A 24,913-nucleotide genomic window follows, 5' to 3' on the forward strand; every position below is an offset into this window, starting at 1 on the left:
AAAAAGATCAGGTGATGAATAATGACGGAAAATCTCAGGGAAAAGTTAGTTTTACGACAACTAGATGAAGAACATATTCAACAGTTTAATGAGTTGTTGGCGTATGTTTTTCAGATTACGGATGCTGATATTGAAGAGAGTGGTTTTTCTAATAAGCGTGACTTTATTAAATCAAAACAGCCCATTTTAGAATTATCTAAAGTATTTGGTTGGTTTGATGATGAGGAATTGGTTTCTCAAATTGCGATTTATCCTTGTGAGGTGAATATTCACGGGACGATTTACCAAATGGGGGGTGTTACTGGGGTAGGAACCTATCCAGAGTATGCGAGTCATGGATTGATGCAAAGCTTAATCATGCTAGCGCTTGAAAAAATGCGTGAAGATGGTCAGTGGATTTCGTATTTATATCCCTATAATATTCCTTACTATCGCCGCAAAGGCTGGGAAATCATGTCGGATAAATTGAGTTTTGATATGAAAGACACGCAATTACCAACGACACAGCCAACACCAGGTTATGTGGAGCGTGAAGCGGTGAATCATCCGGATGTCTATGAAGTGTATGAATCATTTGCACGTCAACATCACGGAGCCATGTTGCGTAGTGACTTTAACTGGGAAGAATACTGGCGTTATGAGAATCAAGATGAACGAACAGCAGCCATTTATTACGGAGCCAATCAACAACCGTTAGGCGTATTGTTTTATTGGATTGCCGCAGATGTCTTCCATGTGAAAGAAATGTTTACCTTAAACGAAGAAGCTAGACAAGGTTTGTGGCACTTTATTAATGCACATTTTTCAATGGTAGATCGTATCGAAGGAGATATTTATAAAAATGAGCCACTAGCATTCTTATTAGATGATGGTCAGATTAAAGAAACAATCGAGCCTTATTATATGGCGCGTATTGTTGACGTGGCAGAGTTTTTACGTGAGTTTCCTTTTGCTGGGACGGCCAAGCCGTTTCATTTTGAGATGAGTGATCCGGTGGCTAAATGGAACAATGGCATCTTCTCATTGAGTTGGGATGAAGAGGATCATGTACAAGTTGGGTACGAACCAATTGGGGCTGCCGTGAAGATTGATATTCAAACCTTTACGTGTCTATTTATGAATTATCGTCGAGCGGCATACTTGCATCGTATCGAGCGTATTGAGACAGATAAAGAAACTATTCGTAGCTTGGAACGCATTATTCCAGATATGCCCGCGTATTTCAGTGATTATTTCTAAAAGCTCTCAACTATCATTTTTTGTAAAAATATGGTAAACTAATAGAGTTGAAACAAACAGATAATTAAATAAAACAAGGTTGGGTAGAATGCTTTCAAGGGTTCCTTTTCTAGGGCGAGAAAAGGAGGAAGCAGTCTATCCTTTTTTATTTGTTATTAAAGGAGAGGAAAGAATATATGTCATTTTTATTAGTCATTAGTTTGATTTTGATCGTTACTAAGATCATGGAGCATTTAGCCGTGAAGTTGACGTTACCGTCAGTTGTCGGAAGTTTATTTGTGGGGATTTTATTAGGCCCCGCCGTTTTAGGAGTCGTTCAAAAGAGCGATGGCATCAATCTGCTATCGCATATCGGGGTCATTTTATTAATGTTTTTAGCCGGGGTGGAAAGTGATTTTAATCGCTTGAAAAAATATTTAAAACCATCTGTGTCTGTCGCAATACTGGGTATTGTAATGCCAATGATCATGTTCTACGTGACGTCTATGCTATTTGGTTTTGGAAGTAAAGAGTCATTATTTATTAGTTTAATTTTTAGTGCGACTTCATTAAGTATTACGATTCAAGTATTGAAAGAATTGAATTACGTTCAAACAAGAGAAGGATCGGTTGTTGTCGGTGCCGCATTATTAGATGATATTATGGTCGTGATTCTATTAAATGTGGTAATGAGTCTCTTAACACCTGGTGTTGGCCTAGCGCAAGTTGGTAAATTATTGCTAACCACTGTCTTATTCTTTGTCGGTGTTTTTGCGTTTCAACGCTTTTTATTACCGATTGTCTTAAAATTATATGAAAAAGTTTCGGTGCCTGAAAAAAATCTGGCGTTAGGATTAGCGTTAGCCTTTTTCTTTAGTTATGTTGCGGAGACGTTAGGAATGTCAGATATTATTGGTGCTTTCTTTGCGGGTATCATGTTGTCACAAACTAAAGTGGGGCATGAGATTGAAGGGAAAATTGATCAAATCAATAGAGCCTTTTTCGCGCCTGTCTTTTTTGTAAGTATTGGTTTAGATTTATCGTTCCACGGTTTAGGTAAGTATTGGTACTTAATTATTATCTTCAGTGTACTTGCAGTATTATCTAAATATGTGGGTGGCTACATTGGGGCGAAATTCGATGGCTTTGATCGTAAAAGTGCGGCTATCGTAGGTGCGAGTATGATTTCACGAGGTGAGATGGCATTAATCTTGGTGTCATTAGGCTTGAAACAAGCTATTATCTCTGAGAGTTTATACGCATTAATCGTATTAGTAGTCTTAATCAGCACAGTTGCAGCGCCGATTTTATTAAAACAAGCCGTTATGACCAAACAAAAAATGTTGGAAAAAGAGCGTATATAAGCCAAATAAAAGGCGTATGACCGAAGTCATACGCTTTTTTGTCTCTAGATTAGTTATTAGTGTTGTTTTGTTGCAAGGCAGATTGGTCAATGCTTAATTTGACAGAGGTTGTTTTCTTCTCTTTGCCTCGGTAGTAAGTGACTTTAATGGTGTCACCGACTTTTTTGTTGTAAAGAATAGATTGTAAATCACTTGAAGATTCAATTGCTTCGCCGTCAATGTCGACAATCACGTCATATTTTTCTAGACCTGCTTTTTCAGCCGGTGTTGCGTTTTGTACGGTCATGATCACGATACCTGCTGTGACATCATCGGTTAAGTTTAGAATTTCTGAACGTTGTTGTGAGCTGATGTTAGCTAAGTCATACATTGAGACACCTAAAGCTGGACGTGTTACTTTACCATCTTTTTCTAATTGATTAATGATGTTAACAACGTCGTTACTTGGAATAGCAAAGCCCATTCCTTCTGCTGACACACCGGATGTTGATGAGGCGATTTTAACAGAATTAATACCGATGACTTGTCCGGCTGCGTTGATTAAGGCACCACCTGAATTCCCTGGGTTGATCGCCGCATCTGTTTGTATGGCATTGATATTCACGGGTTCGTTATCATCATTAGTGTTTTGGATGCTACGGTTTTTTGCAGAGATGATGCCCTGTGTTACCGAACTTGCATATTCAGTTCCTAAAGGAGAACCAATCGCAATAGCTGGCTCACCGACTTTTATTTTGTCAGAATCACCGAATGTTGCGGTAGTTTTGATGTCTTTACTACTGATTTTAATAACAGCTAAGTCGGTATAAGAATCACGACCGACAAGCTCACCTTTGATAGTTGTCCCATCGTTTAATAAGATTTCTAGTGCGTCAGATCCAGAAACAACATGGTTATTAGTCACGATATAAGCAAAATCGCCATCTTTTCGGTAAATAACCCCGCTTCCTTCACTGCTAGTTTCTAAGTTGTCATTATCCTCTTCTTTTTGGTTAGATGGACTATTACCACCAAAAAGGCCACCAAATGGGTCTGACATGGCTTGTTGTTTTTGTAAGTTGATGACAGAAACGACTGCATTTTGTACTTTATCCACGGCTTTAGTTGTATCACTAGTCACATCGTAACTAATATTGCTTACTTGAGTAGTCTGAGACTTAGTGGAGTTAGTAGAAGTGCTGTTTGAATCGTTGGATAAGAGTTGTGCGCCTCCTAAGACTAAACCACCACCAAGAATCCCTCCTGCTAAACTAATACCAAATCGTTTTAACAAACTAGTTTGTTGATTATTTTTTTCTGTTTTATTATCTTGTTCCATAGTAATAACCTCCTAAACGTTTCATTTATACTTCTATTATAACGGAATAACTTAAATGTAGCTTAAATAGCTGCTGTATTTATTTATTTACACACATAAATTTAAAAATAGTTAAAAAACATACCGAGTTATACACAAATCCACAGGAGTTATCAACAGAACATCAGTTTTGTGGAATGTTAATAACTTTTTGTTCGAAAAAAAGTTATATAAGGAATACAAACATTTTGAGTTTGTTGAAATGTGCAAAACTCTGTGGATAACTGTGTATAACTAAAATATGTTATACTAGTTGCGTGAATAAATGACAAGCGAGGAATTAAAATGAAAGTAACCATTATTGGTGTGGGAAAGTTAAAAGAAAAATATCTTAAACAAGGGATAGAAGAATACGCTAAGCGTCTAAGCAAGTATACAAAATTTGATATTATCGAAGTCCCTGATGAACAAGCCCCTGAGAATTTGAGCCCAGCTGAAATGATCCAAGTGAAACAAAAAGAAGGCGAACGTATTTTAAGTAAAATCAAAGACACAGATTACGTGTATGCTTTAGTGATTCAAGGAAAATTGGTCTCTTCAGAAGAGTTGGCTAAGACAATGGAACAAGCCACTATTCAAGGGAAAAGTCACTTAGTCTTTATTATTGGAGGTTCATTAGGATTATCTGATGACGTCATTAAACGTAGCAATGAGCAATTATCTTTTGGTCGTATTACATTACCCCATCAATTGATGCGCTTAGTGTTGAGCGAGCAAGTTTATCGAGGCTTTAGAATTATGAATGGCCATGCGTATCATAAATAATCGCACATATTTTTGGTAGATTAATGAGAATTAGTCTACCAATTTTTTTATGTTTTTAAGAATAGAATTAGATTAAAAGAAGAAATCAAATAAGAAATGAATGAAAGGTGTTTTATCGTTAAAATATATGTTTTAATAAGTAAGAAGGCGCATTCATAACGTAACATAAATTAATAATTTTATATAAGGAAGGAGTAAGTCTAGTGTTTGAAGAAGTAGCCAGAATGGCAAAAAAAGAAGTACAGGTAATTAATTTTAAGAGTTGTTTTGATGTCATAGGTCCTATTATGATAGGGCCATCAAGTTCGCATACGGCAGGAGCTATTATGATAGGTCGTGTGGCTAATTTATTGTTTAATGGTAAGCCAAAGCGAGCACTTGTAAAGTATTATGAGTCATTTGCTCAAACGCATAAGGGCCATGGAACGGATTATGCAATTGCTAGTGGTATTTTAGGTTTTTCAACATCTGATTCACGTGTTCCTAAAGCGCTAGAAATAGCTGAGGAACAAGGAATTGAAATTGAATTTGTTGAAATGCCAGGTGATAGTCCAGTAGGTCATGCGAATACAGCGTGTATTACGCTACAAGATGATGAGCGTGAAATTCATGTGACCGGTACTTCTATCGGAGGAGGAACAATTGAGGTTAAATATATCGAGATTGAAGGTTTCGCCATTGAGCCACAAGGTCCGCTACCGATGTTGTTAGTCATTACAGAAAATAGTCAGGTTAAAAGTTTTATGGAAGATTTTTTAGTTGAACATCAAATCAAGATAACAACAATCACACGTCATCAAAGCGAAGATGATCGTTATTTGTTTGTCTATGATCTTGACTCTCCTTTATCAGAGGAGTTGCGAGCAGAAATCGTTGCGATGGGTGACCCATCACGATTAATTGTGTTGTAATAAGGAGGTTACTATGTATTTATCAATTGAATCATTCATACAAGAAGCTGAAAAAACTGGAAAATGTTTATCTGATTTAATGATTGAACAAGAAATGGCTCATACTCAAATGAGCTATGAAGAAGTATGGCATTTAATGGAATTAAACTTACAAACAATGGAAGCAGCGGTAATAGCCTCTACAGAAGGAGAAGGTGTATTTTCTCCAACTGGCTTAACAGGTGGTGACGCGATTAAATTAAAAAAATACCGTGAAAGTGGTAAGACACTCTCTGGAGACTTGATGTTACAAGGGGTGCAAAGTGCGCTAGGAACCAACGAAGTGAATGCGGCAATGGGCGTTATTTGTGCGACACCAACTGCGGGTGCAAGTGGCACATTACCCGGTGTGTTATTTTCAATTAAAGATAGCTTAGGATTGTCTCGTGAACAGATGATTCGCTTCCTTTTCACATCAGGCTTATTTGGATTAGTTGTAGCAAACAATGCGATGATTGCCGGAGCTGTTGGGGGATGTCAGGCAGAAGTCGGGAGTGCATCAGCTATGGCAGCCGCTGCAGCGGTTGAAGTAGCAGGTGGAACACCTCGACAATCAGCGGATGCATTTGGGACAGCACTAGGTAATTTATTAGGATTAGTCTGTGACCCAGTAGCCGGTCTAGTTGAAATCCCTTGTGTGAAACGTAACGCTATTGGTGCAGGGAATGCTTTGATTGCGGCTGATATGGCCTTAGCTGGAATTGAAAACAAAATTCCAGCAGATGAAGTAGTTGAAGCGATGCGTCAAGTAGGGGTTAACATGCCTCGAGAATTACGTGAAACGGGAATAGGCGGTTTAGCGGGTTCTATCACAGGTAGACGTATGAAAGAAGAAATTTTTGGCTAATTACTAGCTAATATTGAAGATAGAAGAGGGATGACTTAGCCGGTCGTCCCTCTTTTTATTGAGGTTCTTGTCAATCATTAGGTGTACATCGTGTGTTATGATACAATAAAGAAAACTGTTATAGTATTAGTTGTCTGTAACATGATGGATGGGATAAACAGGAGGTTAAGGATGACAAGTAAACACGACCAAATATTGGCATATGTAGAGAATCTTCCTGTAGGAGAGCGAATTTCTGTACGTGGGATTGCCAAACAACTAGAAGTCAGTGAAGGAACGGCTTATCGCGCGATTAAAGCTGCGGAAAATCATGGCATTGTTTCAACCATTGAACGTGTTGGAACGATTCGAATCGAGCAAAAAAATCATGAAAATATTGAAACATTAACATTTAAAGAACTAACAAAAGTTATTGAAGGAACTGTTTTAGGCGGTAAAGAAGGGTTAGACAAAACGTTAGTTAAATTTGTTATTGGTGCCATGACAACTGGTGCGATGGATCGCTATATTACCCCGGATTCTTTAATGATTGTCGGTAACCGTAAAGAAGTACAAGAACTAGCCCTAAAAAAAGGTGCAGCTGTACTAGTCACAGGTGGCTTTGATATTTCTGAGGATATTTTAAAGCTAGCTGATGAAGTAGGTTTGCCGGTATTGAGCACAACGTATGATACGTTTACCGTGGCAACCCTAATTAACCGTGTGATTAGCGACCAAATGATACGAAAAGAAATTTTATCGGTTGGCGATATTTATACGAACTTATCGTTAACTAATTTCTTGTTTCACACTGATACAGTAGAAGATTATGAGAAGAAAGCACAAGAAACTGGTCATTCACGTTTTCCAGTGGTGAATAAGAGTATGCGTGTACTAGGTGTGGTGACAGCTAAAGATGTTATCGGCAAACTGCCTAACCAACTAATCGAAAAAGTAATGACACGCGATACCAACAATGCTAAATTACATATGAGTGTCGCCAGCATAGGGCATTTAATGATTTGGGATGGTATTGAGATGATGCCAGTTGTGGAAGATGACTTGCGTTTAATTGGTATTATTTCCCGACGAGATATTATGAAAGCTATGCAAATGGCACAAAGACAACCTCAAGTAGCCAACACTATCGCTGATCAAATTGTTGAAGGTATTACTGAAATCACTCAAGAAGGCGACAGTATGATTTTTGGTGTGAATGTCTCTCCTCAAATGGTGGATAATGTTGGGGCATTATCTTATGGGGTATTAAGTGAGATGATCGTGAGTGTCGTAAGACGTTTGTTACAAACACAACATAAGCGTAACTTGATTGTAGAACAAATGTCACTGTATTATTTCCGAATGATTCAGATTGAAAGTCAAATTGAAATTAGACCTAGATTGCTAGAAGTTGGAAGACGAACAGCGAAGGTAGATATTGAAGTATATTTAGACAAAACGATTGTGGCTAAAGCTATCGTAGATTGTCAATTAATGGGTAAATCATAGAAAGCAGGTTGTCTGATGATACAACAAGAAATTTTAAAAGCGATTAAGCAGTATGAAACGATTATTATTCATCGTCATGAGCGTCCAGATCCAGATGCACTAGGTTCTCAAGGGGGGCTTGCCGAAATTATTCTAGCCTCTTTTCCTGAGAAAAAAGTTTATTTAGTTGGGGAAGATGTAGCGAACTTACTTTATTTAAATAAAATGGACGAGGTTGAAGATGAGGTTTATCAAGGGGCATTAGTGATTGTAACAGATACGGCTAATAGTCCACGTATCGATGATAAACGTTACGCATTAGGTGATAAATTAGTGAAGATTGATCATCATCCTAATGATGAGCCTTACGGTGACTTGGTCTGGGTGAATACTGGCGCAAGTAGCTGTAGTGAAATTATTTATGATTTCTATGCACAATTTGAAGATGAATTAACACTGACTGATGAAGGCGCGCGTTTATTATATGCGGGAATTGTTGGCGATACCGGTCGCTTCATGTACCCTGCTTCAACGGCTCATACATTAGAGGTGGCTGCTAAATTACGTCAATATGATTTTGATGCCATTGAGATTCATCGTCAAATGGACGAGATGGATGAAAAAGTGGGCAAATTAATGGGTTACGTATTAGCAAATATCGATTCAGATGGAAAAGGGACTGCCAAAGTCGTGATTCCTTACAGCATTTTGGAAGAGTACGGCATTGATGATTCCGAAACATCAGGTTTAATTCCAGTTGCTGGAAAAATCTCAACAATTCAAGTTTGGGCACTTTTTGTCCAGCAACCAAGTGGTGTATATCGTGTGCGCATGCGTTCAAAAGGACCTGTTATCAACGAAATCGCCAAACGCCATCGCGGTGGCGGTCACCCACTAGCTAGTGGAGCCTTTGCGGCAGACCAAGCAGAAATTGATCAAATCTTTGCAGAAATGCAAGCAGTCTTAAAGTGATTGAAGTATCGTTTAGCTTCAAGTAATATGAATGAAGTGACAAAAGGGGTGAAAAACCTTTTGAGAGGTTCATCATATTACCGAAGAAGCTGATACTGAAATCCGGATTAGTTAAAGTGATTGTGAGTGCGTTAAGGCCTGAGAAATAGTTATGTAACAGTCAAAAATTGTTTCTTGAATGTTTAAACTGTTACTAACTATTTCCGAAGGACTGCACTCAAAATCCGGATTAGTTAAAGTGATTGAAGTATCGTTTAGCTTCAAGTAATATGAAAAGAGCCAGTCTTTAGGAAATCGCTAAAGACTGGCTCTTTGTTTAACTTTGATAACTTTCCAACTCTGTACTAATTGTTTCCCATTCATCCATTAAATTCATTTGTTCTTCTTCAAGGGATTCAACTTCTGTTTGTAAACGACCTAATTCGGTATGGTCTGATAAAATATCAGGGTTTGTCATAGCGAGATGACGTTGTTCGACTTCAGTTTCAATGGCTTCTAAACGTGCTTCGATTTCATCAATTTTACGTTGTAATTTACGAGTTTCACGTTGGACTTCTTTTGATTGATAAAAAGCATTTTGAGAAGTGGGGGCACTTTCAGTTGGTCGGATTGCTTGTTGCTGTTCGGCTTTCAAGCGCTCGATTTCTTCAAGTTCGGCTTTTTTAGCGACGTAATAGTCGTAATCGCCTAAATACTCAGTCGTGCCATTTTCGGCAAGTTCAATCACTTTGGTAGCGATACGGTTAATGAAGTAACGGTCATGTGACACAAATAATAGGGTGCCTTCAAATTCAATTAACGCGTCTTCTAATACCTCTTTGCTATCAATATCTAAGTGGTTGGTTGGCTCATCAAGAATCAAGAAGTTTTGTTGATCCATTGATAATTTTGCTAGTGCTAAACGGGCTTTTTCTCCACCACTTAGGGTTGGTACTGTCTTACTCACATCGTCACCTGAAAATAAGAAGCTACCTAGAATCGATCTGATATCTTTTTCCGGTGTAGTAGGATGTTCATCCCAAAGTTCTTGTAGGACGGTTTTGTTAGAGCGTAAATCACTTTGTTCTTGGTCATAGTAACCAATCGCCACGTTCGTTCCAAAATGTGGTTGTCCTTTAATGAGCGCGTTTTTCCCAATCAGTGATTTTAGTAAGGTTGATTTTCCAATCCCGTTTGGTCCAACTAAAGCAATTGCTTCTTGTTTGCGAACGTCTAAGTTAATTGGTTCGGATAAAATTTCTTGGTCGTAGCCAATCGCTGCTTGTTCTAACTGCAGCACAACGTTCCCAGAAGGTTTTTCGACATTGAATTGAATACGCGCTGATTTTTCATCGCCCATGGGTTTATCTAAGCGGTCCATTTTTTCTAGTTGTTTACGACGACTTTGGGCACGTTTTGTTGTGCTAGCTCGAGCTAAGTTACGAGCAACAAAATCTTCTAGCTTGTTGATTTCATCTTGTTGTTTTTCAAAAGCTTTCCATTCTTGTTCGAGTTGTGCGGCTTTTAAGTCTAGATATTTTGTATAGTTCCCTTTGTAATGGGTCATTTTACGACGGCTAATTTCGTAGACTTCATTGACCACTTTATCTAAGAAATAGCGGTCATGTGACACAATTAGAAGCGCGCCACGATAATTGTGCAAATAATTTTCCAGCCATGATAAAGTGTCGATGTCTAAATGGTTCGTTGGCTCATCGAGAATTAATAAATTTGGTTGTTCTAGCAACAGCTTCGCTAATGCTAAACGCGTTTTTTGGCCACCTGAAAGGCTATTAACAGGTCGATTGTAGTAACTTTCATCAAAACGGAAGCCGTTTAGGATGGCTTTAATATCTGCTTGATAACTATAACCATTTTGTTCTTGGAATTGATGTTGCAAGTGATCGTATTCTTTTAGAAGACGTTGGTAGTTGTCACTTTCTAAATCTAAAGACGGTTCCCCCATTGCAGCTTCTAGTGAATGAATTCGTGTCTCTAGTGCAATTAGTTCAGCGAATGTCTCAAGCATTGCTTCCCAAATTGTTTTTTCAGAAGTAAATCCGGTATTTTGGGCAAGGTAACCAATAGATAAGCCTTTTGCTTTTGTTACTTGACCGGCATCCGTTGGGTCAATGCCTGCGATTATTTTTAGTAACGTTGATTTCCCGGCACCGTTGCGCCCAACTAGCGCAATCTTACTCGTGTCTTGAACGGTCAGTTGGATATTTTCAAATAGCACGTCAGCACCAAAATAGCGTGCGACATTGTTAGCTTGTAATAGAATCATCACGTGTCTCCTTTAAGTCTGTTAGTTTCAGTGTATCATAAAATCAGACGTAATTAGAGGAAAATAAATTTTAGTGAAATCTATTGAATAAGATCTGTTAATAAGGGTGGTTTAATTGAAATTAATTCACAAATAAGGAGGGTTAAACGATAGGTTTGTGAAGAAGTTATAGGAATGTATGATGATATAAGAAATAAATACGTTAAAAATGAACAAAGATAGTCTTAAATATTAGCTTATTACTGAAAATGTTGGTATTATATTTATGTGATTAAGAGAGCAATTAGGTTTGTTTAGATAAGAAAGGAACAAAAAATAATATGAAGAATCAATTAATCCCTAGAGCAACAGCGAAGCGTTTGCCGCTTTACTACCGATACTTAAAAGTATTGTTAGATTCTGGGAAAACTAAAGTATCATCGACAGAGTTAAGTGAAGCAGTTAAGGTAGATAGTGCTACTATTCGTCGTGATTTCTCATACTTTGGAGAATTAGGAAAACGCGGTTATGGTTATGATGTGGAGAGCTTATTAGAGTTTTTTGGTCGCATGTTGACGGAAGATCGTCTAACTAGTGTTGCTTTAATTGGAGTAGGTAACTTAGGTAGCGCCTTGCTTAAATATGGCTTCCATCAAAATAACAATATTCGTATTAGTGCAGCCTTTGATGTTAAAGAAGATATTGTAGGACGTATTGTGGATGGTATTCCGGTCTATCCAATGTCTGATATGAAAGAACAAATTCAACAACAACAAATTGAAGTGGCGATTTTAACGATTCCTTCTGATAAAGCCCAAGATGTGGCGAATGAGTTATTTGAAGCAGGTATTCGCGGTATCATGAACTTCACACCGGTACGTTTGAATGCACCTGAAAATGTGCACGTTCAAAGTATCGACTTAACCAATGAATTACAAACATTGATCTATTTCTTGAATCATTATAATGATAATGGTGAAACAGTAGAATAAAATATTAAGCCATTGTCTTCTGACTAGTATCAGAAGACAATGGTTTTTTTATGGAAATTTCAAGAGTATGTGTTTTTTGGGCTCTATAATAAATAGGACTGATGAAGGATTTTTCCTTCTACAGTCCTATTTTTGTATTTAATTATTAAAAAACATATCGCCTTTTGTTAATATTAAGTTACGACACAAAACAAACAAAAGGAACGATATGCTATGACTAATGATATCAAAAAAATTTATGGAATTGAAGACCCTAATTTAATAATTTCTAGTGTTTCCGAAGGAACTTACCGTAATAAGCCTGCGAAAATTATACAAGCTAGCTATAAACCTAAAGCCATAGTTTGCCCCAAATGTGGTTCTTCGCCTCGAAACAACACCGGAAAGTACATTATTGTTAAGAATGGTTCTAAGAAGGTAGATGTCCTATTGACACATGAGAACACTGGGATTGTCTCTATGAAGTTATCTAAACAGCGCTATCGTTGTTACAATTGCAATACGCACTGGACTTCGCAAATTGATTTAGTACAACCTTCCCATAATATTTCAAGGATAATTGAAGCTAAAGTCATTGAATTAATAGCTGAAAGAATTTCTCTTAAATTAATTGCTAAATTATGTAGTGTTTCAATTAGTAAAGTGATTCAGGTATTAAAATCTTTAGAAACATACCTTCCTAAGGAAGAAAACCGTTGGTTGCCAGAGGTTTTAATGGTGGATGAATTTCGTTCGCATACTGCTTCAGAAGACTCTATGAGTTTTATTTGTGCTGATGGTGAATCAGGACGATTAGTTGAAATATTGGAAAGCAGAAAAATAAATTATCTTATACCTCACTTTAGTCGCTATCCAGATGAAGAACGATTCAGAGTCAAATTCCTAGTGACAGATATGAATGCGGCTTATTTCCAATTAGTAAAGGATATTTTTCCTAATGCTGAGCTAATCATTGATCACTCTCACATTGTTAAACATTTGAATGAAGCCTTCAATAGCTTTAGAGTACGTGAAGTAAAAAGACTAAAGGTATCAGGGAAAAAAAGAGAAGCGAGTAAACTTAAGAAAAATTGGCGCTTCCTGCTTAAAAACAGATTGGATATTAATATCTCTGAATACAAAAAATGGCCGAGTTTTAGATCTAATAAGTACCCTTACTTGACCGAACAAATGATGATTGATCGGTTATTAGGTTTTTCCGAACCTCTAAAATTAGCCTATGACTACTTCCATGATTTATTAGATTCATTTAGAAGAAAAGAATATGAACGATTCTTTGAATTGTTAAATACTTTACCAGATGAATTAGATGAAGAATTTAAAGGACAAGTACAAAATCTAATACGCTATCAAGAAGGTATTACCAATGCGTTAATACATCCCTATTCAAATGGGAAGATTGAAGCAAAGAATACACACATCAAAACATTAAAACGAGTTTCTTACGGATTCAAATCTTTCAGCAATATGAGGATTAGAATCTTTTTAACCGAAGGTTTGATAGAAGTTAATCATTAAATAACAAAAAACCATGAAATCAAAGAATATTTTCTCCAATTTCATGGTTGGCTAATATTACTCATCAGTCCAATTTGACAAAGAGCCGTTTTTTGTCATTTATAATGTTCGTTTAATTAAATGTTGACATTTTTTATAAGCAGCGTTATTGTTTAATAAAGTCGTTTAAAAGATATAAATCGATTATTTTTTAATGATTTCTGTAAAAAAGTAGTGATAAGTTGTTTTTTCCTTATCTTTTTTCGTAGAAAGTTATAAGTTTATGTAGATTGAAATAGAAAAATATTTTAGAAACTACATTTTTTATCATTTATAAGGATCGTTAAAAAAAATATTGACATTTTTTATAAGTGACGTTATTATTTAATCAAATAGTTTGAAGAGGATAAACAAATTATTTTTGAAAATAGAAATTCATACAAATTCAAATAAAAAATATTCTAGGGTTCCGCACTGTTTAACGGTGGACTGGTCCGAGAGAATATTCCAATTAATATTGGTTACACGGAAGGAAAAAAGCCTGGGAGATATAGATACTATATTTCTCGGGCTTTTTTGTATGGAAAATATAAAAAAGGGGCGAAAAAATGAAAAGGATTAATATTTTTTTAATAGTTTTAGTTGGATTTTTAATAGTTATTCCTAGTAAAAGCTATGCGATACAAGCTCAGTATAGTGTGGAAACTATATTGCCAGAGAATCAAATTGATAAGAATGTTTCATATTTCTCCATGCGAATGAAGCCTAAACAAGAGCAGGATATTGCGTTGTCCATTCATAACAGTGGAAATGAAAAATTAAATTTAATAGTTGAACCGCATAATGCATTCACTAATGGTAATGGAGTCATTGTTTACAACGAAGAAAAGGATTTAGATAAAAGTTTAAAATATCCTTTTACCAAACTAGTTTCTAAAAAGCAGGAGGTACAGATTAATCCAAGGGAAAGTAAGGTGGTAACTTTTTCTATAAAAATGCCTAATGAAATATTTGATGGGATGATATTAGGGGGCTTGCGGGTTTATAAAGATGATTCAAACGATATAAAAGAAACAAAATCTGTACAAATAAGAAACAAAATAGAGTATGAAATCTCTGTTAAATTAACGGAAACTGATAACTATATTAAACCCAATATAAATTTAATAGATGTTTTCCCAGGTTTAGATAACTATAATACGTCGATTTTTACAAAACTTCAAAACAATACGGCAACAGTAATTGAAAATTTATCTGTGGATACCAAAATATTCAAACAAAACACTAAGCAACCAATTTATACGTTGAAAAAAGAGAAAATGAGGATGGCGCCCAATTCTAATTTTGATTTAGCTGTCAGAACAGGAAATAAAGAACTGAAACCTGGAAAATATATCGCCAAGATTACAGCACAATCTAATGATTATAAGTGGGATTTAACTAAAGAATTCGAAATAAAGAAAGTTGATGCGAAAAAATATAACAACGATGCAGTGAATATTGAAGAGACTTCGAATATTAATTTTTATTTATTGTTGTTATTAACGGTGTTAATCGTATTACTACTCTTAATATTACTGACAGTACTATTAAAGAAAAGAAGTAAAGATTAATCTATCAAGGAGGTTTTTATGAAAAAAATAACCATTATTTTGTTGTTTATATTATCGGCAAATTTTTTTAGTTCTGTTTATACGGCAGCAACTATAGATTTTAAACATGATAATGAAGAAACAAGTGATAGTAAAAAAACAACAGTAGCATCCGAAGAAACAAGTGATAGTAAAAAAACAACAGTAGCATCCGAAGAAACAAGTGATAGTAAAAAAACAACAGTAGCATCCGAAGAAACAAGTGATAGTGAAAAAACAACAGTAGCATCCGAAGAAACAACTAATAGCAAAGCGACCCCAGCGACAGCTATTAAAAAGGATATAAATGAATCAAATAAATTTAGTATAGAAAATTTTGCTATTAATAAAAAAATACAAGGATATCCTGGTATAAAAACAGATTATAGTATTCCTTTAGACTCTCAATATTCATTTTTTACGAAGTTCACCCAAAAAAGTAAATGGATTAATGAAACAAATGGTCAAGTTATTACTACTGAAAAAGGTCACACGGCATCAAATAGTACACAAAATATTGTTCCAGTTACAAGTCCTGATGATAAGTTTAGAGTTACCAATGTGGGAATGTATAAAGGTGTAATGTTAGATTTGATTATCGGAGTAACATATTTTAAAAAAGTTAACTATGAACCTTGGTTTGGAGATAAAATTAAATCATATATTGAACTAGGTGCTGATGAACAAAATTTTCTTCATATATATACCAGTGGCGATAAGGGGACAGAAGTGAATCTATCCTTAACAACAGTTGCTAGTGGAACCAATAATAAAATAATAACTTCAGGAGTATTATCATACGATTACATCACCAATAATAAGGAATTACTTGTACAAGCTAGTCAGATTAAAGAATTATATGCTAGAAGTGATTCAATTGTTAAATACGATGATAACACGACAACTACTATCAATAACAATAAGAAAGCGATAGCTTTTTCAGCGGATATTATTGGTAATAATGATGGTTTGGATCAGGTTATACAAGTTTATGAAAATTTAGATACTATAAATTATGGCGTCAAACAAGCTGCAGCTAATGCTGGTGTTATTCAGAAATTAAATAGTCGTTTGGCTTTACAAATATTGCCAGATAATCCTGTTTTATCTAAGGATTATTCCGGAAATAGTAATATAAATGAATATCAAGCAATTCAATTTATTCCTCCACAACCGATTAGTAATTTTACTAGTTATAAATTGACGATGGATATCAGCAATATAGTGAAGCCTTTGGATATTAATGAAATAAAAGTGACGGATTTAGGTGGAGTTGATATCACTTCTGAGTTTGATTTATCAATTCAAGATGTTGGAAATATAAGAAGAGTTACAGCAGAAGCTAAGAAGGAACTTTTAGATAGTAGTACGAATCTTAGTAGCTTATATAATAATTATCAAGTACTTGTCGTTCCTGTTGAAATGGACTACACAAAAGACTTTTCTTCTTTTATAGATATTGAACTAAATAAAGCACTAGTAAAGAGTATAGGCTACACAGAAATCGGTAATTTTGAGAATAAGTTTAAAAGTCAAGAGGATGGTGTCGCAACTTTTGCAAGTCAGTCTTTTGTGAAAATAAATTATTTAGATAGTACAGAAAGAGAAATTATACCTCATAAAACATATGTCAATGATATTAGATCAGAAAAAGAATATTTTTATGAAGCTATTGATGGTTTTAACTTAACGGATGAGCAAGAATCAGTTCTGTTGAAGCAAACATATGAACCAATTTCCCATGATTTTCATTATGAAGACAAAAGAATGGCTAGTAATTTTGAAGTAGAGGCGGTTAATTCACCCTTAGATAAAAACTATATCCTACCTAGTGATCAATTGACATTTAAGTTGCACATTAGAAGCAATATGAAAGAATCTCATACTTTGAAAGAAGGGACAGTAAAAGTCCAATATGATAGTAATGTTCTAGAAGTTCCTGAAAATATTAGGTTACTGGACGCTAAAGGAAATCTTTTAAGTACAGGCATATATAGTAACGATAGTATAAATGCTGATTTTCCGACAGCAGAGCTAGTTGATAATGAGTATACACTTGTTTGGGAAAGTACTGTAAAAAATATTAAAGTTATTAGCCCAGGTTCTCATTTAATGCTGAAAGCCAATTTAGATATAAATGTAGATGGATATGGATTTAATTTCCAACAATCAGAGTCAACATTAAATTATGAAATATTAACGGATGGCAAACTTAAATTTAACGTTCCTGAGGGACTTAGTTTTGAAAATATCCCTGTAGAAAAAAATAATGTTAATAAAAAAGTAACCTCTTATGATGGGCAAATGTCACTATACGATAGTGATATTTCTAATAACTGGAATATAAAAGTCAAGTTAGATACCCCAGGTTTTATAGGTGTCAATAAAAACAAGTTGTTACCTGTAGCGATAGCTTATAAAGATGAATATACAAGCTTTTTATTAACACCAGGTCAAGATAATGTAGTTTTTTCTTCAAATAATTATGATAAATTTACAGAATATAATTTTTCAGATATATGGAATACATCAAATGATGATGGGTTTTCTATTGTAGGCAATACATCAGGTGTACCCGTAGATGATTACGCAGGAACATTAACTTGGTCAATTTCATTTTCTGAATATTAAAAATTGAAAGGAGAGGGATATGAAAAAAAGTATAGTAACATTGGTTATTTCAATTATGGCTCTTTTTTTGTGTAGTTCTACTATTATTAATGCCGATAAAGTAACTAGCAGTGTATCAATAGAAATTAAAAAAGAAAAAAGCCATGATTTGCCCGAAAAGGCTAGATCGCCTAGTGATACTAAATTACCAAAAACTAATGAAACAAACACTATATTGTTCTCTATAATAGGAGTATTTATAGTGGGTAATTTAATAAAAAATTTCAGAAAGAAGGAAAAAAAAATGAAAAAAGTGATTTTAAGTAGTGTTTTAGCATCAGCAGTTATTTTATCAAGTGTTGGAGGAGTAGTAGTAAATGCTGCCGAAATTACAGATGATTCTGCAGTGACAGAAGCAGCTGTAAGCGTAACGTCTGTATCAGATGAGGATACACCAGAAATTATCGATCCAGAGGGTAACGATAATGGTGAAACAACTGGACATGGCGGTCAATTCACTATCGATGCGGTACCGAATTTTGATTTTGGTGAGACAACAGTAGCGGGAGCTACTATTAAATTAGATTCAGCAACAAAATCAGCTGTTCAAGTATCTGATAGACGTTCTTCAGGTAGTGGTTGGACGTTAAATGTCAAATTAGGAGAGTTTAATAATACAGATCCATCTAAGACAGGAAAAGAAGCTAAGTTAGCTGGTGTATCAATGAATTTAGGAATTATCGGTGATTTAGTAGCGAATGAAGGAAATAATAATATGGCGCCAGCTAAAAAAGCAATTAAACTTGAAGCAGGTGGCGGTAGTGATAACCTACTTACTGCTGATACAGATACAGAAGATGTAGTTGGTATGGGACGTGGATCATGGTTAGGTAGATTCTCTGATGGAATGACAGAAACTGAAACTAGCTTATTTATTCCTGGTGGGAATTATGAAGGAAGTTATGCAGCTGACTTAACTTGGACATTATCACAAACAGTATAGTAAAAATATCTTATTTGTTATGATAAGAAATCATTTTTTGAAGTATTAACAAGTGAGTGTGTTGAGGTTAAATATAGCGGACATAATATTAGCTATATTTAACCTTTTATTTATAAATAAAAGGTTAAGTATTTTTTAGTATGGGAGAAGTGACGTGAAAACTAATAAGGAGAATTTACTACAAAAAGATTATTTTAACTACTATAAATTAGTATGTAATAAATATTCACATAGACAAAAAATCGTATACGAGATAGAAGAAAATATAAGTAAAATGAAAGATTATTTAAGTGAGATTACACCTCAAAATAGCTTTCAAATTTTTTCTTGTCTTTTAAGGATAGATGAAGAGTTACAACTTCTTGTAGCATTTATTGATGAAAAGGAATTAACAGAGGAAGAAATTATCACTATGTCTAAGAGAGATTCTAAAAGATATTTTTTGGATTGTTTATCTGAGCAATATTCTAAAGAAAATATGTCATTACATATGCTTTCTTAATGAAAAAGTTTGTAATAACTTTTATTCTCAGTGTCATAGAGTGAAATTTATTTATAAATATAGATGAAAACGATAGATCAACATCCTTCTAAGAAAAATAAAATAATCGCCTAGAAGATTCTGATGGGAATATTCTAGGGCCATAGTCATAAGCGAACAAAAGCACTGAACCTACATGATTCAGTGTTTTTGTTCGTTTCTATAGGATTTTTTTATTTTTTTTTGTATATATATCTGTGTTTTTCAAGATTAATCCGAACCTTAAAATGAAAATATGTATTAAAATTCGATTTTTAGTTGTTTTATAGACAAATTATAAATATAATGAAGATAAGATGAAGGGGGTAGCCACGTGAAATACTTTAAGGGATCAATTTTTCATACACCAATTCATGGTGAGTTAATTTTTATAGAAGAGGCATTAATTGAGGTAGATGAAAAAGGGAATATTCAGTCAGTTTTTCAACCAGATGATCAACATTATCAAGAGAAATTAGAAATAGCCAAAACGGATGTTGATTTTGTTGAATTAAGCAAAGGACAGTATTTCTTACCAGGATTTGTCGATTTACATGTTCATGCACCACAATGGCCACAGGCAGGTGTCGCCTTAGATGAGCCGTTGAATCATTGGTTAGATGAATGCACGTTTCCATTAGAAGCCAAGTATGAAGATGTTGATTTTGCTAAAAGAGTCTATCAAGACTTGGTCGATCACTTATTATCACGAGGTACTACAACCGTTTTATATTTTGCAACCGCTCATTTAGAAGCGAGTTTAGCTTTAGCTAAGATATGTGGCGAGACAGGTCAACGTGCTTTAGTAGGTAAAGTTGTAATGGATCATCCTGAGATGACACCAACTTATTACCGCGATCAGTCAGCCGAACGTGCCTTAGCTGATACCGAGCAATTCATCCATGAGGTTCAACAAATGGCACCAGCATATCAACAAGGTATTTATCCGGTTATTACGCCACGTTTTGTGCCGAGCTGTACCGATGAGAGTTTGGCAGGATTGGGTGAATTGGCGCGTCAATATGATGTTCACGTGCAATCGCATTGTAGTGAAGGACAGTGGGCACATGATCATGTGATTGAACGTTTCGGTAAAAGAGACACAGAAGTATTAAGAGAATTTGGTTTATTAACGGAAAAATCAGTGATGGCACATTGTAACTTTATTGATGAGCACGACGGCGATATATTTATCGAAACAGGAACGGCGGTTGCTCATTGTCCAATTTCCAATGCTTATTTTGCTAATGGGGTGCTACCGGTCAAACATTTAAAAGAACAGGGTGTAGAAATGGGCTTAGGAACGGATATTTCTGGTGGGTTCTCACCAAGTTTGTGGGATAACATTAAACAAGCAGTGATGTCCTCACGTATGTTAGAAGATGGCGTCGATGTGACGTTACCACCATCAGTTCGCGGGGTAGAAGCCTCACGTATTTCAGTCATTGAGGCGTTCTCGTTAGCCACACAAGGTGGTGGTGAAGCGTTGAGTTTACCGATTGGGGTTTTTGCACCGGGTTATACGTTTGATGCGCAAGTCTTAGATATGACCGCACAAGCTAATCAGATTACCGGTTATGGCGTTTTTAATCAACCTGAAGCACAATTACAAAAGTTATTATATTTGGCAACACCTGAAAATATTAAGCAAGTATGGGTACAAGGTCAACTTGTGCACCATAAATCATAGGAGGACGTCAACAAGTGGAAGCACGAGTAGAGCAATTAGGTAAAAAAGGTCTAACAGTAGGAGTGAATGACGATATTTCATTCGGTCAGTCGTTAATTTTAGGGTTACAACATGTGTTAGCGATGGACGTTTATGTACCACCCTTTATCATCGCAACAGCCATTGGGATGTCATCACCTGATGCGGCTAGTTTAATTCAATCAACGTTTTTAGGAGCAGGGATTGCCTCGCTTATTCAAGTGCTATTTTTCTTAAAACTACCTGTGTGCCAAGGGCCATCGTTTGTCCCAATTGGCGCTATTGTCGGCATTTATTTAGGGTCAGGCGGTATGGCGTCTGTGCTTGGTTCAAGCATTGCGGGAGCAATAGCTATCACGTTATTAGGCTTTACTGGTATTTATAAACATATTGTCAGAAATTATATTCCTACTATAGTAAGTGGTACGATTATTATGATTGTTGGACTAACGCTATTACCTTCAGCGTTTAATAGTAATATTTATGTCTCTAGCCCAAGTCTATCGATTAATCAAAATATTTTATTAGCGACAATTACCGCAGCAACCTTAATTTTATTTTCGATGTTGGGAGAGTATTTCTCTAATTTAGGCAAAGTCTTCCGTATTAGTTCAGTCATTATTGCTTTAGCAGTGGGATCACTTGTGGCGTCGTTTATGGGTGGTTTAGATTTCTCGCCAGTTGCGGATGCGCCTTGGTTAAGTATGCCAAAATTAGCGTTCTTTGATTATGGACTAGCCTTTGATGTCTCAGCAATTATTACTATGTTGATTATTTACATGGTGTTATTAGCTGAAACAACAGGGACTTGGTATGCGGTGAGTGCTGTTACAGGTGAAAAAGTGAGTGATGAACAAATCAATAATGGTGTGATTGGTGAAGGGCTAGGCTGTTTATTGGCGGCTTTAGTAGGAACAACACCTGTGACGGGTTACTCAACCAATGCTGGTATTATTTCGATTACAGGAGTTGCTAGCAAAAAAGTCTTCGTCATGGCATCGATTTGGTTTATTTTGTTTTCATTCGTTGGGAAATTATCTGCGTTAATCCATGCTATTCCTTCATCAGTTATTGGGGGAGTTTTTGCGGTAGTCTGTGTGATTATCATGTTAAGTGGTTTCCGTGTGATTAAAAATGAAGAATTTACTGAACGTGAACTATACATTATTGGGGTACCGTTAATTGTAGCAATTGGTTTATTATTTATGCCAGTTGAAGTAAAACAAAGTGCACCACAATTTATCCAATACTTATTAGATTCACCGATTGCGCTGAGTGCGATTGTTGCAGTGCTAATGAATAAATTAATTCCTAAAGAAAAAATTATTAGAGGATAAACATATCGATATATTAAAAAGGTTCTTTTCAATTGAAAAGAACCTTTTTTGTTCGTGTTTTATGAGAGTTTAAATTAAAATTTTCTCATTTTTATTCAAATGAGAAAAAGTGTTCATGCGTTACAATTCATTATAAGTCGTCTTAATTGCTTGTTTATCAAGACTTTATAGATGTTTATCCCGATGTAAATTTTCAGTAAAAGTGAATAAGGATTAGAAAAAGATTAAAAAAGTGTTGCTTTTAGATTAGAAAAGTATTAATATTGTTTTTAACTTAAATAAAACATATTTTTAAGAGATGTTAGGGGGAATTTTATATGAAAAAACGAACATTGTACGGAACATTAGCGCTTTGTGGGTTAGTTTTAACAGGTTGTTATGGTGGAGAAGACAAAGCAGACGATAACAGCACAGCTACGTCTGGTGCAGCAAGTGGAGATGCTGCGCAAGTCTTTAATTTAGTAGTTCCTCAAGAAATGCCGTCAGCTGATTTATCAGTGGCAACAGACACTATCAGTTTTACTGCATTAAATAATATTTATGAAGGTATTTATCGTTTAGATGAAAATAGTAAACCTCAACCAGCTGGTGCAGCAGAAGCAGCAGAAGTTAGTGAAGATGGTTTAACATACAAGATTAAATTAAGAGATGATGCTAAGTGGTCAAATGGTGATCCTGTAACTGCAGCCGATTATGTATTTGCATGGCAACGTACGGTTAAGCCAGAAACAGCCTCAGAATATGCCTACTTATATGAACCAGTCAAAAATGCGGCTGAAATTACAGCAGGTGACAAAGATCCTTCAGAATTAGGGATTAAAGCGACAGGTGATTACGAATTAGAAATCACATTAACAAAAGCAACACCATATTTTGATTTCTTATTAGCGTTCCCATCATTCTTCCCACAAAATCAAAAAGTGGTAGAAGAGCATGGCGATAAATATGCTTCTAATAGTGAGTCAGCTGTATACAATGGACCGTTTACTTTGCAAGAATTTGACGGGCCAGGAACAGACACTGAGTGGGAATACGCTAAGAATGACCAATATTGGGATGCCAAGACTGTTAAGTTAGATGAAATCAAAGTAAGTGTTGTAAAAGAATCATCAACGTCACTTAACTTATTTAAAGATGGTCAAGCAGACGACGTCATCTTAAGTGGTGAATTAGCACAACAAAATGCGAACGACGAAGCGTATCAATCAATGAGCGAAGCGCGTACTAGCTACTTAGAATTTAACCAACTTGAAAAAGATTCACCATTTAAAAATGTGAACTTACGTAAAGCAATTGCTTATGCGATTGATCGTGAAGCATTAGTGAATAATGTATTAGGCGACGGTTCAGTTGCGTCTACCGGTATTATTCCGGCTGACATGGCATCTAATCCAGAAACAAATGAAGATTTCGCCAAAGAAGCAGGCGAACAAGTGGGTTACGATGAAGCAAAAGCCAAAGAATATTGGGAAAAAGCGAAGAGCGAGTTAGGCATTGATAAATTAGAATTTGAATTAATGGCTTCTGATGATGATTCAACGAAGAAAGTTATTGAATACATCCAAAATGCGGTCCAAGAAACATTAGCAGGTGTCACTGTAAAACCAACACCAGTACCGTTCTCAGTTCGTCTAGATCGTTCATCTTCAGGTGACTTTGATGTTGTATTAGGTGGCTGGGGAGCTGACTATTCAGACCCAAGTAGCTTCACTGACTTGTTTGTAACAGGCAATTCATACAACCGTGGTGGCTGGAGTAATGCCGACTATGACAAAGCAGTTAAAGCATCCTCTACAACAAATGCTGCTGATCCAGCAGCGCGTTGGTCAGATATGTTAGAAGCAACACAAATTTTAGCAGATGACATGGGTGTCGTGGCTGTTTATCAAAGAGCGGAAGGACATTTAATTAATCCTAGCGTGAAAGGGATTGTTCATCACGCTGCCGGCGCTTCATGGGATTACAAATGGACATATATTGAAGAATAAGCCCTAAAAAAAGAGTAAAAAGCTTGCTGATAGAAATCAAAAAGGGTGTGACAGACTCAAGTCACACCCTTTGCTTTTTATTACAGAACTAGCTTAAAAAAGAAGGAATCAATAAAAGGATTGAAATAATTAATAAAGGTAGACCGATTTTAAACCAAAAAGAATAGGCCCCCATGCCGACTTCAGATAATGCCATATACGGTGTTTGTTTCTTATCTTTTCGAGTAGTACTTTCACGAATCGAGCGTTGAAAGTTATCGAAAAAGCCTGAAGCAAAGACCCATAGTAGCAAACCGATGATGATAAAAGGTAGTGCGACCATGAATAAGGTGTTGGATAGGTTAAGGACGGTCAAGTTGTGTCTAACGATTAACACAACGAGTGTTAATAAAAAAAGAAATAAAGAGAAAATATAAGAAGTGTGTTTTGTTTTCATACCACG

Annotated in this window: 19 protein-coding genes and 1 riboswitch; of the genes, 16 read left to right on the top strand and 3 right to left on the bottom strand. The window is 35.6% G+C overall.

The features are described 5' to 3' along the window. The first annotated feature begins 18 nt into the window (after positions 1–18). Together E4Z98_RS00560 and E4Z98_RS00565 are read left to right on the top strand one after the other, a co-directional pair. On the top strand, positions 19–1,239 hold the full coding sequence (locus E4Z98_RS00560; RefSeq protein WP_209316320.1) for a GNAT family N-acetyltransferase: 1,221 nt from the start codon (positions 19–21) through the stop codon (positions 1,237–1,239). A 176-nt stretch (positions 1,240–1,415) separates the two neighbouring features. Next, positions 1,416–2,582 (top strand): cation:proton antiporter, encoded by a 1,167-nt coding sequence (locus E4Z98_RS00565; protein WP_135255086.1) that lies wholly within the window; start codon positions 1,416–1,418, stop codon positions 2,580–2,582. 49 nt (positions 2,583–2,631) lie between these two features. Here the strand turns inward: E4Z98_RS00565 and E4Z98_RS00570 are convergent, their stop codons facing one another. Next, entirely contained in the window at positions 2,632–3,900 is a 1,269-nt protein-coding gene (locus tag E4Z98_RS00570; RefSeq protein ID WP_135255085.1) for a S1C family serine protease, read from the bottom strand. Positions 3,901–4,224: 324 nt separating this feature from the next. Between E4Z98_RS00570 and rlmH the strand changes: the two genes are divergently transcribed. From rlmH to E4Z98_RS00595, 5 genes are all read left to right on the top strand, one after another. Continuing rightward, positions 4,225–4,704 carry a 23S rRNA (pseudouridine(1915)-N(3))-methyltransferase RlmH gene (gene rlmH, locus E4Z98_RS00575; RefSeq protein ID WP_135255084.1) on the top strand — a complete coding sequence of 160 codons (480 nt, stop codon included), beginning with the start codon at positions 4,225–4,227 and terminating at the stop codon, positions 4,702–4,704. 224 nt (positions 4,705–4,928) lie between these two features. Further along, positions 4,929–5,615, top strand: a complete 687-nt coding sequence (gene sdaAB, locus E4Z98_RS00580) for an L-serine ammonia-lyase, iron-sulfur-dependent subunit beta (RefSeq protein WP_135255142.1) — start codon at positions 4,929–4,931, stop codon at positions 5,613–5,615. A 13-nt stretch (positions 5,616–5,628) separates the two neighbouring features. Next, a complete protein-coding gene (gene sdaAA, locus E4Z98_RS00585; protein WP_135255083.1) occupies positions 5,629–6,501 on the top strand; it encodes an L-serine ammonia-lyase, iron-sulfur-dependent, subunit alpha in 873 nt (290 codons plus the stop codon). 171 nt (positions 6,502–6,672) lie between these two features. Further along, positions 6,673–7,989 carry a DRTGG domain-containing protein gene (locus E4Z98_RS00590; RefSeq protein WP_135255082.1) on the top strand — a complete coding sequence of 439 codons (1,317 nt, stop codon included), beginning with the start codon at positions 6,673–6,675 and terminating at the stop codon, positions 7,987–7,989. 12 nt (positions 7,990–8,001) lie between these two features. Continuing rightward, on the top strand, positions 8,002–8,940 hold the full coding sequence (locus tag E4Z98_RS00595) for a DHH family phosphoesterase (protein ID WP_135255081.1): 939 nt from the start codon (positions 8,002–8,004) through the stop codon (positions 8,938–8,940). Positions 8,941–9,256: 316 nt separating this feature from the next. On the opposite strand, the gene abc-f is transcribed toward E4Z98_RS00595, so the two are convergent. After that, complete coding sequence (gene abc-f, locus E4Z98_RS00600) at positions 9,257–11,206, bottom strand: ribosomal protection-like ABC-F family protein (protein ID WP_135255080.1); 1,950 nt, start codon at positions 11,204–11,206, stop codon at positions 9,257–9,259. Positions 11,207–11,526: 320 nt separating this feature from the next. On the opposite strand from abc-f, the gene E4Z98_RS00605 reads away from it, so the two are divergent. The 9 genes from E4Z98_RS00605 (at position 11,527) to E4Z98_RS00645 (ending at position 24,471) form a co-directional block, all read left to right on the top strand. Further along, positions 11,527–12,177 (top strand): redox-sensing transcriptional repressor Rex, encoded by a 651-nt coding sequence (locus E4Z98_RS00605; protein ID WP_135255079.1) that lies wholly within the window; start codon positions 11,527–11,529, stop codon positions 12,175–12,177. Positions 12,178–12,390: 213 nt separating this feature from the next. Continuing rightward, positions 12,391–13,695 (top strand): ISL3 family transposase, encoded by a 1,305-nt coding sequence (locus E4Z98_RS00610; protein WP_135961152.1) that lies wholly within the window; start codon positions 12,391–12,393, stop codon positions 13,693–13,695. Between the two features lie 429 nt (positions 13,696–14,124). Beyond that, positions 14,125–14,224, top strand: a riboswitch (guanidine-I (ykkC/yxkD leader). Between the two features lie 58 nt (positions 14,225–14,282). Further along, the gene (locus E4Z98_RS00615) at positions 14,283–15,287 is read left to right on the top strand and encodes a WxLIP family cell surface protein (protein ID WP_135255078.1); all 1,005 of its coding nucleotides are present in this window, start codon (positions 14,283–14,285) and stop codon (positions 15,285–15,287) included. Positions 15,288–15,305: 18 nt separating this feature from the next. After that, positions 15,306–17,936 carry a hypothetical protein gene (locus E4Z98_RS00620; RefSeq protein ID WP_135961153.1) on the top strand — a complete coding sequence of 877 codons (2,631 nt, stop codon included), beginning with the start codon at positions 15,306–15,308 and terminating at the stop codon, positions 17,934–17,936. Positions 17,937–17,955: 19 nt separating this feature from the next. Then, entirely contained in the window at positions 17,956–18,918 is a 963-nt protein-coding gene (locus E4Z98_RS00625) for a WxL domain-containing protein (protein ID WP_135254877.1), read from the top strand. Between the two features lie 154 nt (positions 18,919–19,072). Then, a complete protein-coding gene (locus E4Z98_RS00630; RefSeq protein WP_135254878.1) occupies positions 19,073–19,420 on the top strand; it encodes a DUF7006 family protein in 348 nt (115 codons plus the stop codon). 352 nt (positions 19,421–19,772) lie between these two features. Continuing rightward, the gene (gene guaD / locus E4Z98_RS00635) at positions 19,773–21,128 is read left to right on the top strand and encodes a guanine deaminase (protein ID WP_135254879.1); all 1,356 of its coding nucleotides are present in this window, start codon (positions 19,773–19,775) and stop codon (positions 21,126–21,128) included. A gap of 62 nt (positions 21,129–21,190) precedes the next feature. After that, complete coding sequence (locus E4Z98_RS00640) at positions 21,191–22,483, top strand: uracil-xanthine permease family protein (RefSeq protein WP_209316312.1); 1,293 nt, start codon at positions 21,191–21,193, stop codon at positions 22,481–22,483. Between the two features lie 317 nt (positions 22,484–22,800). Next, entirely contained in the window at positions 22,801–24,471 is a 1,671-nt protein-coding gene (locus E4Z98_RS00645; RefSeq protein WP_135254881.1) for a peptide ABC transporter substrate-binding protein, read from the top strand. An 88-nt stretch (positions 24,472–24,559) separates the two neighbouring features. On the opposite strand, the gene E4Z98_RS00650 is transcribed toward E4Z98_RS00645, so the two are convergent. Next, entirely contained in the window at positions 24,560–24,907 is a 348-nt protein-coding gene (locus E4Z98_RS00650) for a DUF3899 domain-containing protein (protein ID WP_135254882.1), read from the bottom strand. Positions 24,908–24,913 lie beyond the last annotated feature (6 nt).

This window comes from Vagococcus xieshaowenii, from assembly GCF_004792515.1.
Lineage (GTDB): Bacteria > Bacillota > Bacilli > Lactobacillales > Vagococcaceae > Vagococcus_A > Vagococcus_A xieshaowenii.

Bases quoted from the DNA above. Each gene is read 5' to 3' on its own strand.
- E4Z98_RS00565 (WP_135255086.1), top strand. From the start codon at position 1,416: ATGTCATTTTTATTAGTCATTAGTTTGATTTTGATCGTTACTAAGATC.
- E4Z98_RS00570 (WP_135255085.1), bottom strand. From the start codon at position 3,900: ATGGAACAAGATAATAAAACAGAAAAAAATAATCAACAAACTAGTTTG.
- rlmH (WP_135255084.1), top strand. From the start codon at position 4,225: ATGAAAGTAACCATTATTGGTGTGGGAAAGTTAAAAGAAAAATATCTT.
- sdaAB (WP_135255142.1), top strand. From the start codon at position 4,929: ATGGCAAAAAAAGAAGTACAGGTAATTAATTTTAAGAGTTGTTTTGAT.
- sdaAA (WP_135255083.1), top strand. From the start codon at position 5,629: ATGTATTTATCAATTGAATCATTCATACAAGAAGCTGAAAAAACTGGA.
- E4Z98_RS00590 (WP_135255082.1), top strand. From the start codon at position 6,673: ATGACAAGTAAACACGACCAAATATTGGCATATGTAGAGAATCTTCCT.
- abc-f (WP_135255080.1), bottom strand. From the start codon at position 11,206: ATGATTCTATTACAAGCTAACAATGTCGCACGCTATTTTGGTGCTGAC.
- E4Z98_RS00605 (WP_135255079.1), top strand. From the start codon at position 11,527: ATGAAGAATCAATTAATCCCTAGAGCAACAGCGAAGCGTTTGCCGCTT.
- E4Z98_RS00610 (WP_135961152.1), top strand. From the start codon at position 12,391: ATGACTAATGATATCAAAAAAATTTATGGAATTGAAGACCCTAATTTA.
- E4Z98_RS00615 (WP_135255078.1), top strand. From the start codon at position 14,283: ATGAAAAGGATTAATATTTTTTTAATAGTTTTAGTTGGATTTTTAATA.
- E4Z98_RS00620 (WP_135961153.1), top strand. From the start codon at position 15,306: ATGAAAAAAATAACCATTATTTTGTTGTTTATATTATCGGCAAATTTT.
- E4Z98_RS00625 (WP_135254877.1), top strand. From the start codon at position 17,956: ATGAAAAAAAGTATAGTAACATTGGTTATTTCAATTATGGCTCTTTTT.
- E4Z98_RS00645 (WP_135254881.1), top strand. From the start codon at position 22,801: ATGAAAAAACGAACATTGTACGGAACATTAGCGCTTTGTGGGTTAGTT.
- E4Z98_RS00650 (WP_135254882.1), bottom strand. From the start codon at position 24,907: ATGAAAACAAAACACACTTCTTATATTTTCTCTTTATTTCTTTTTTTA.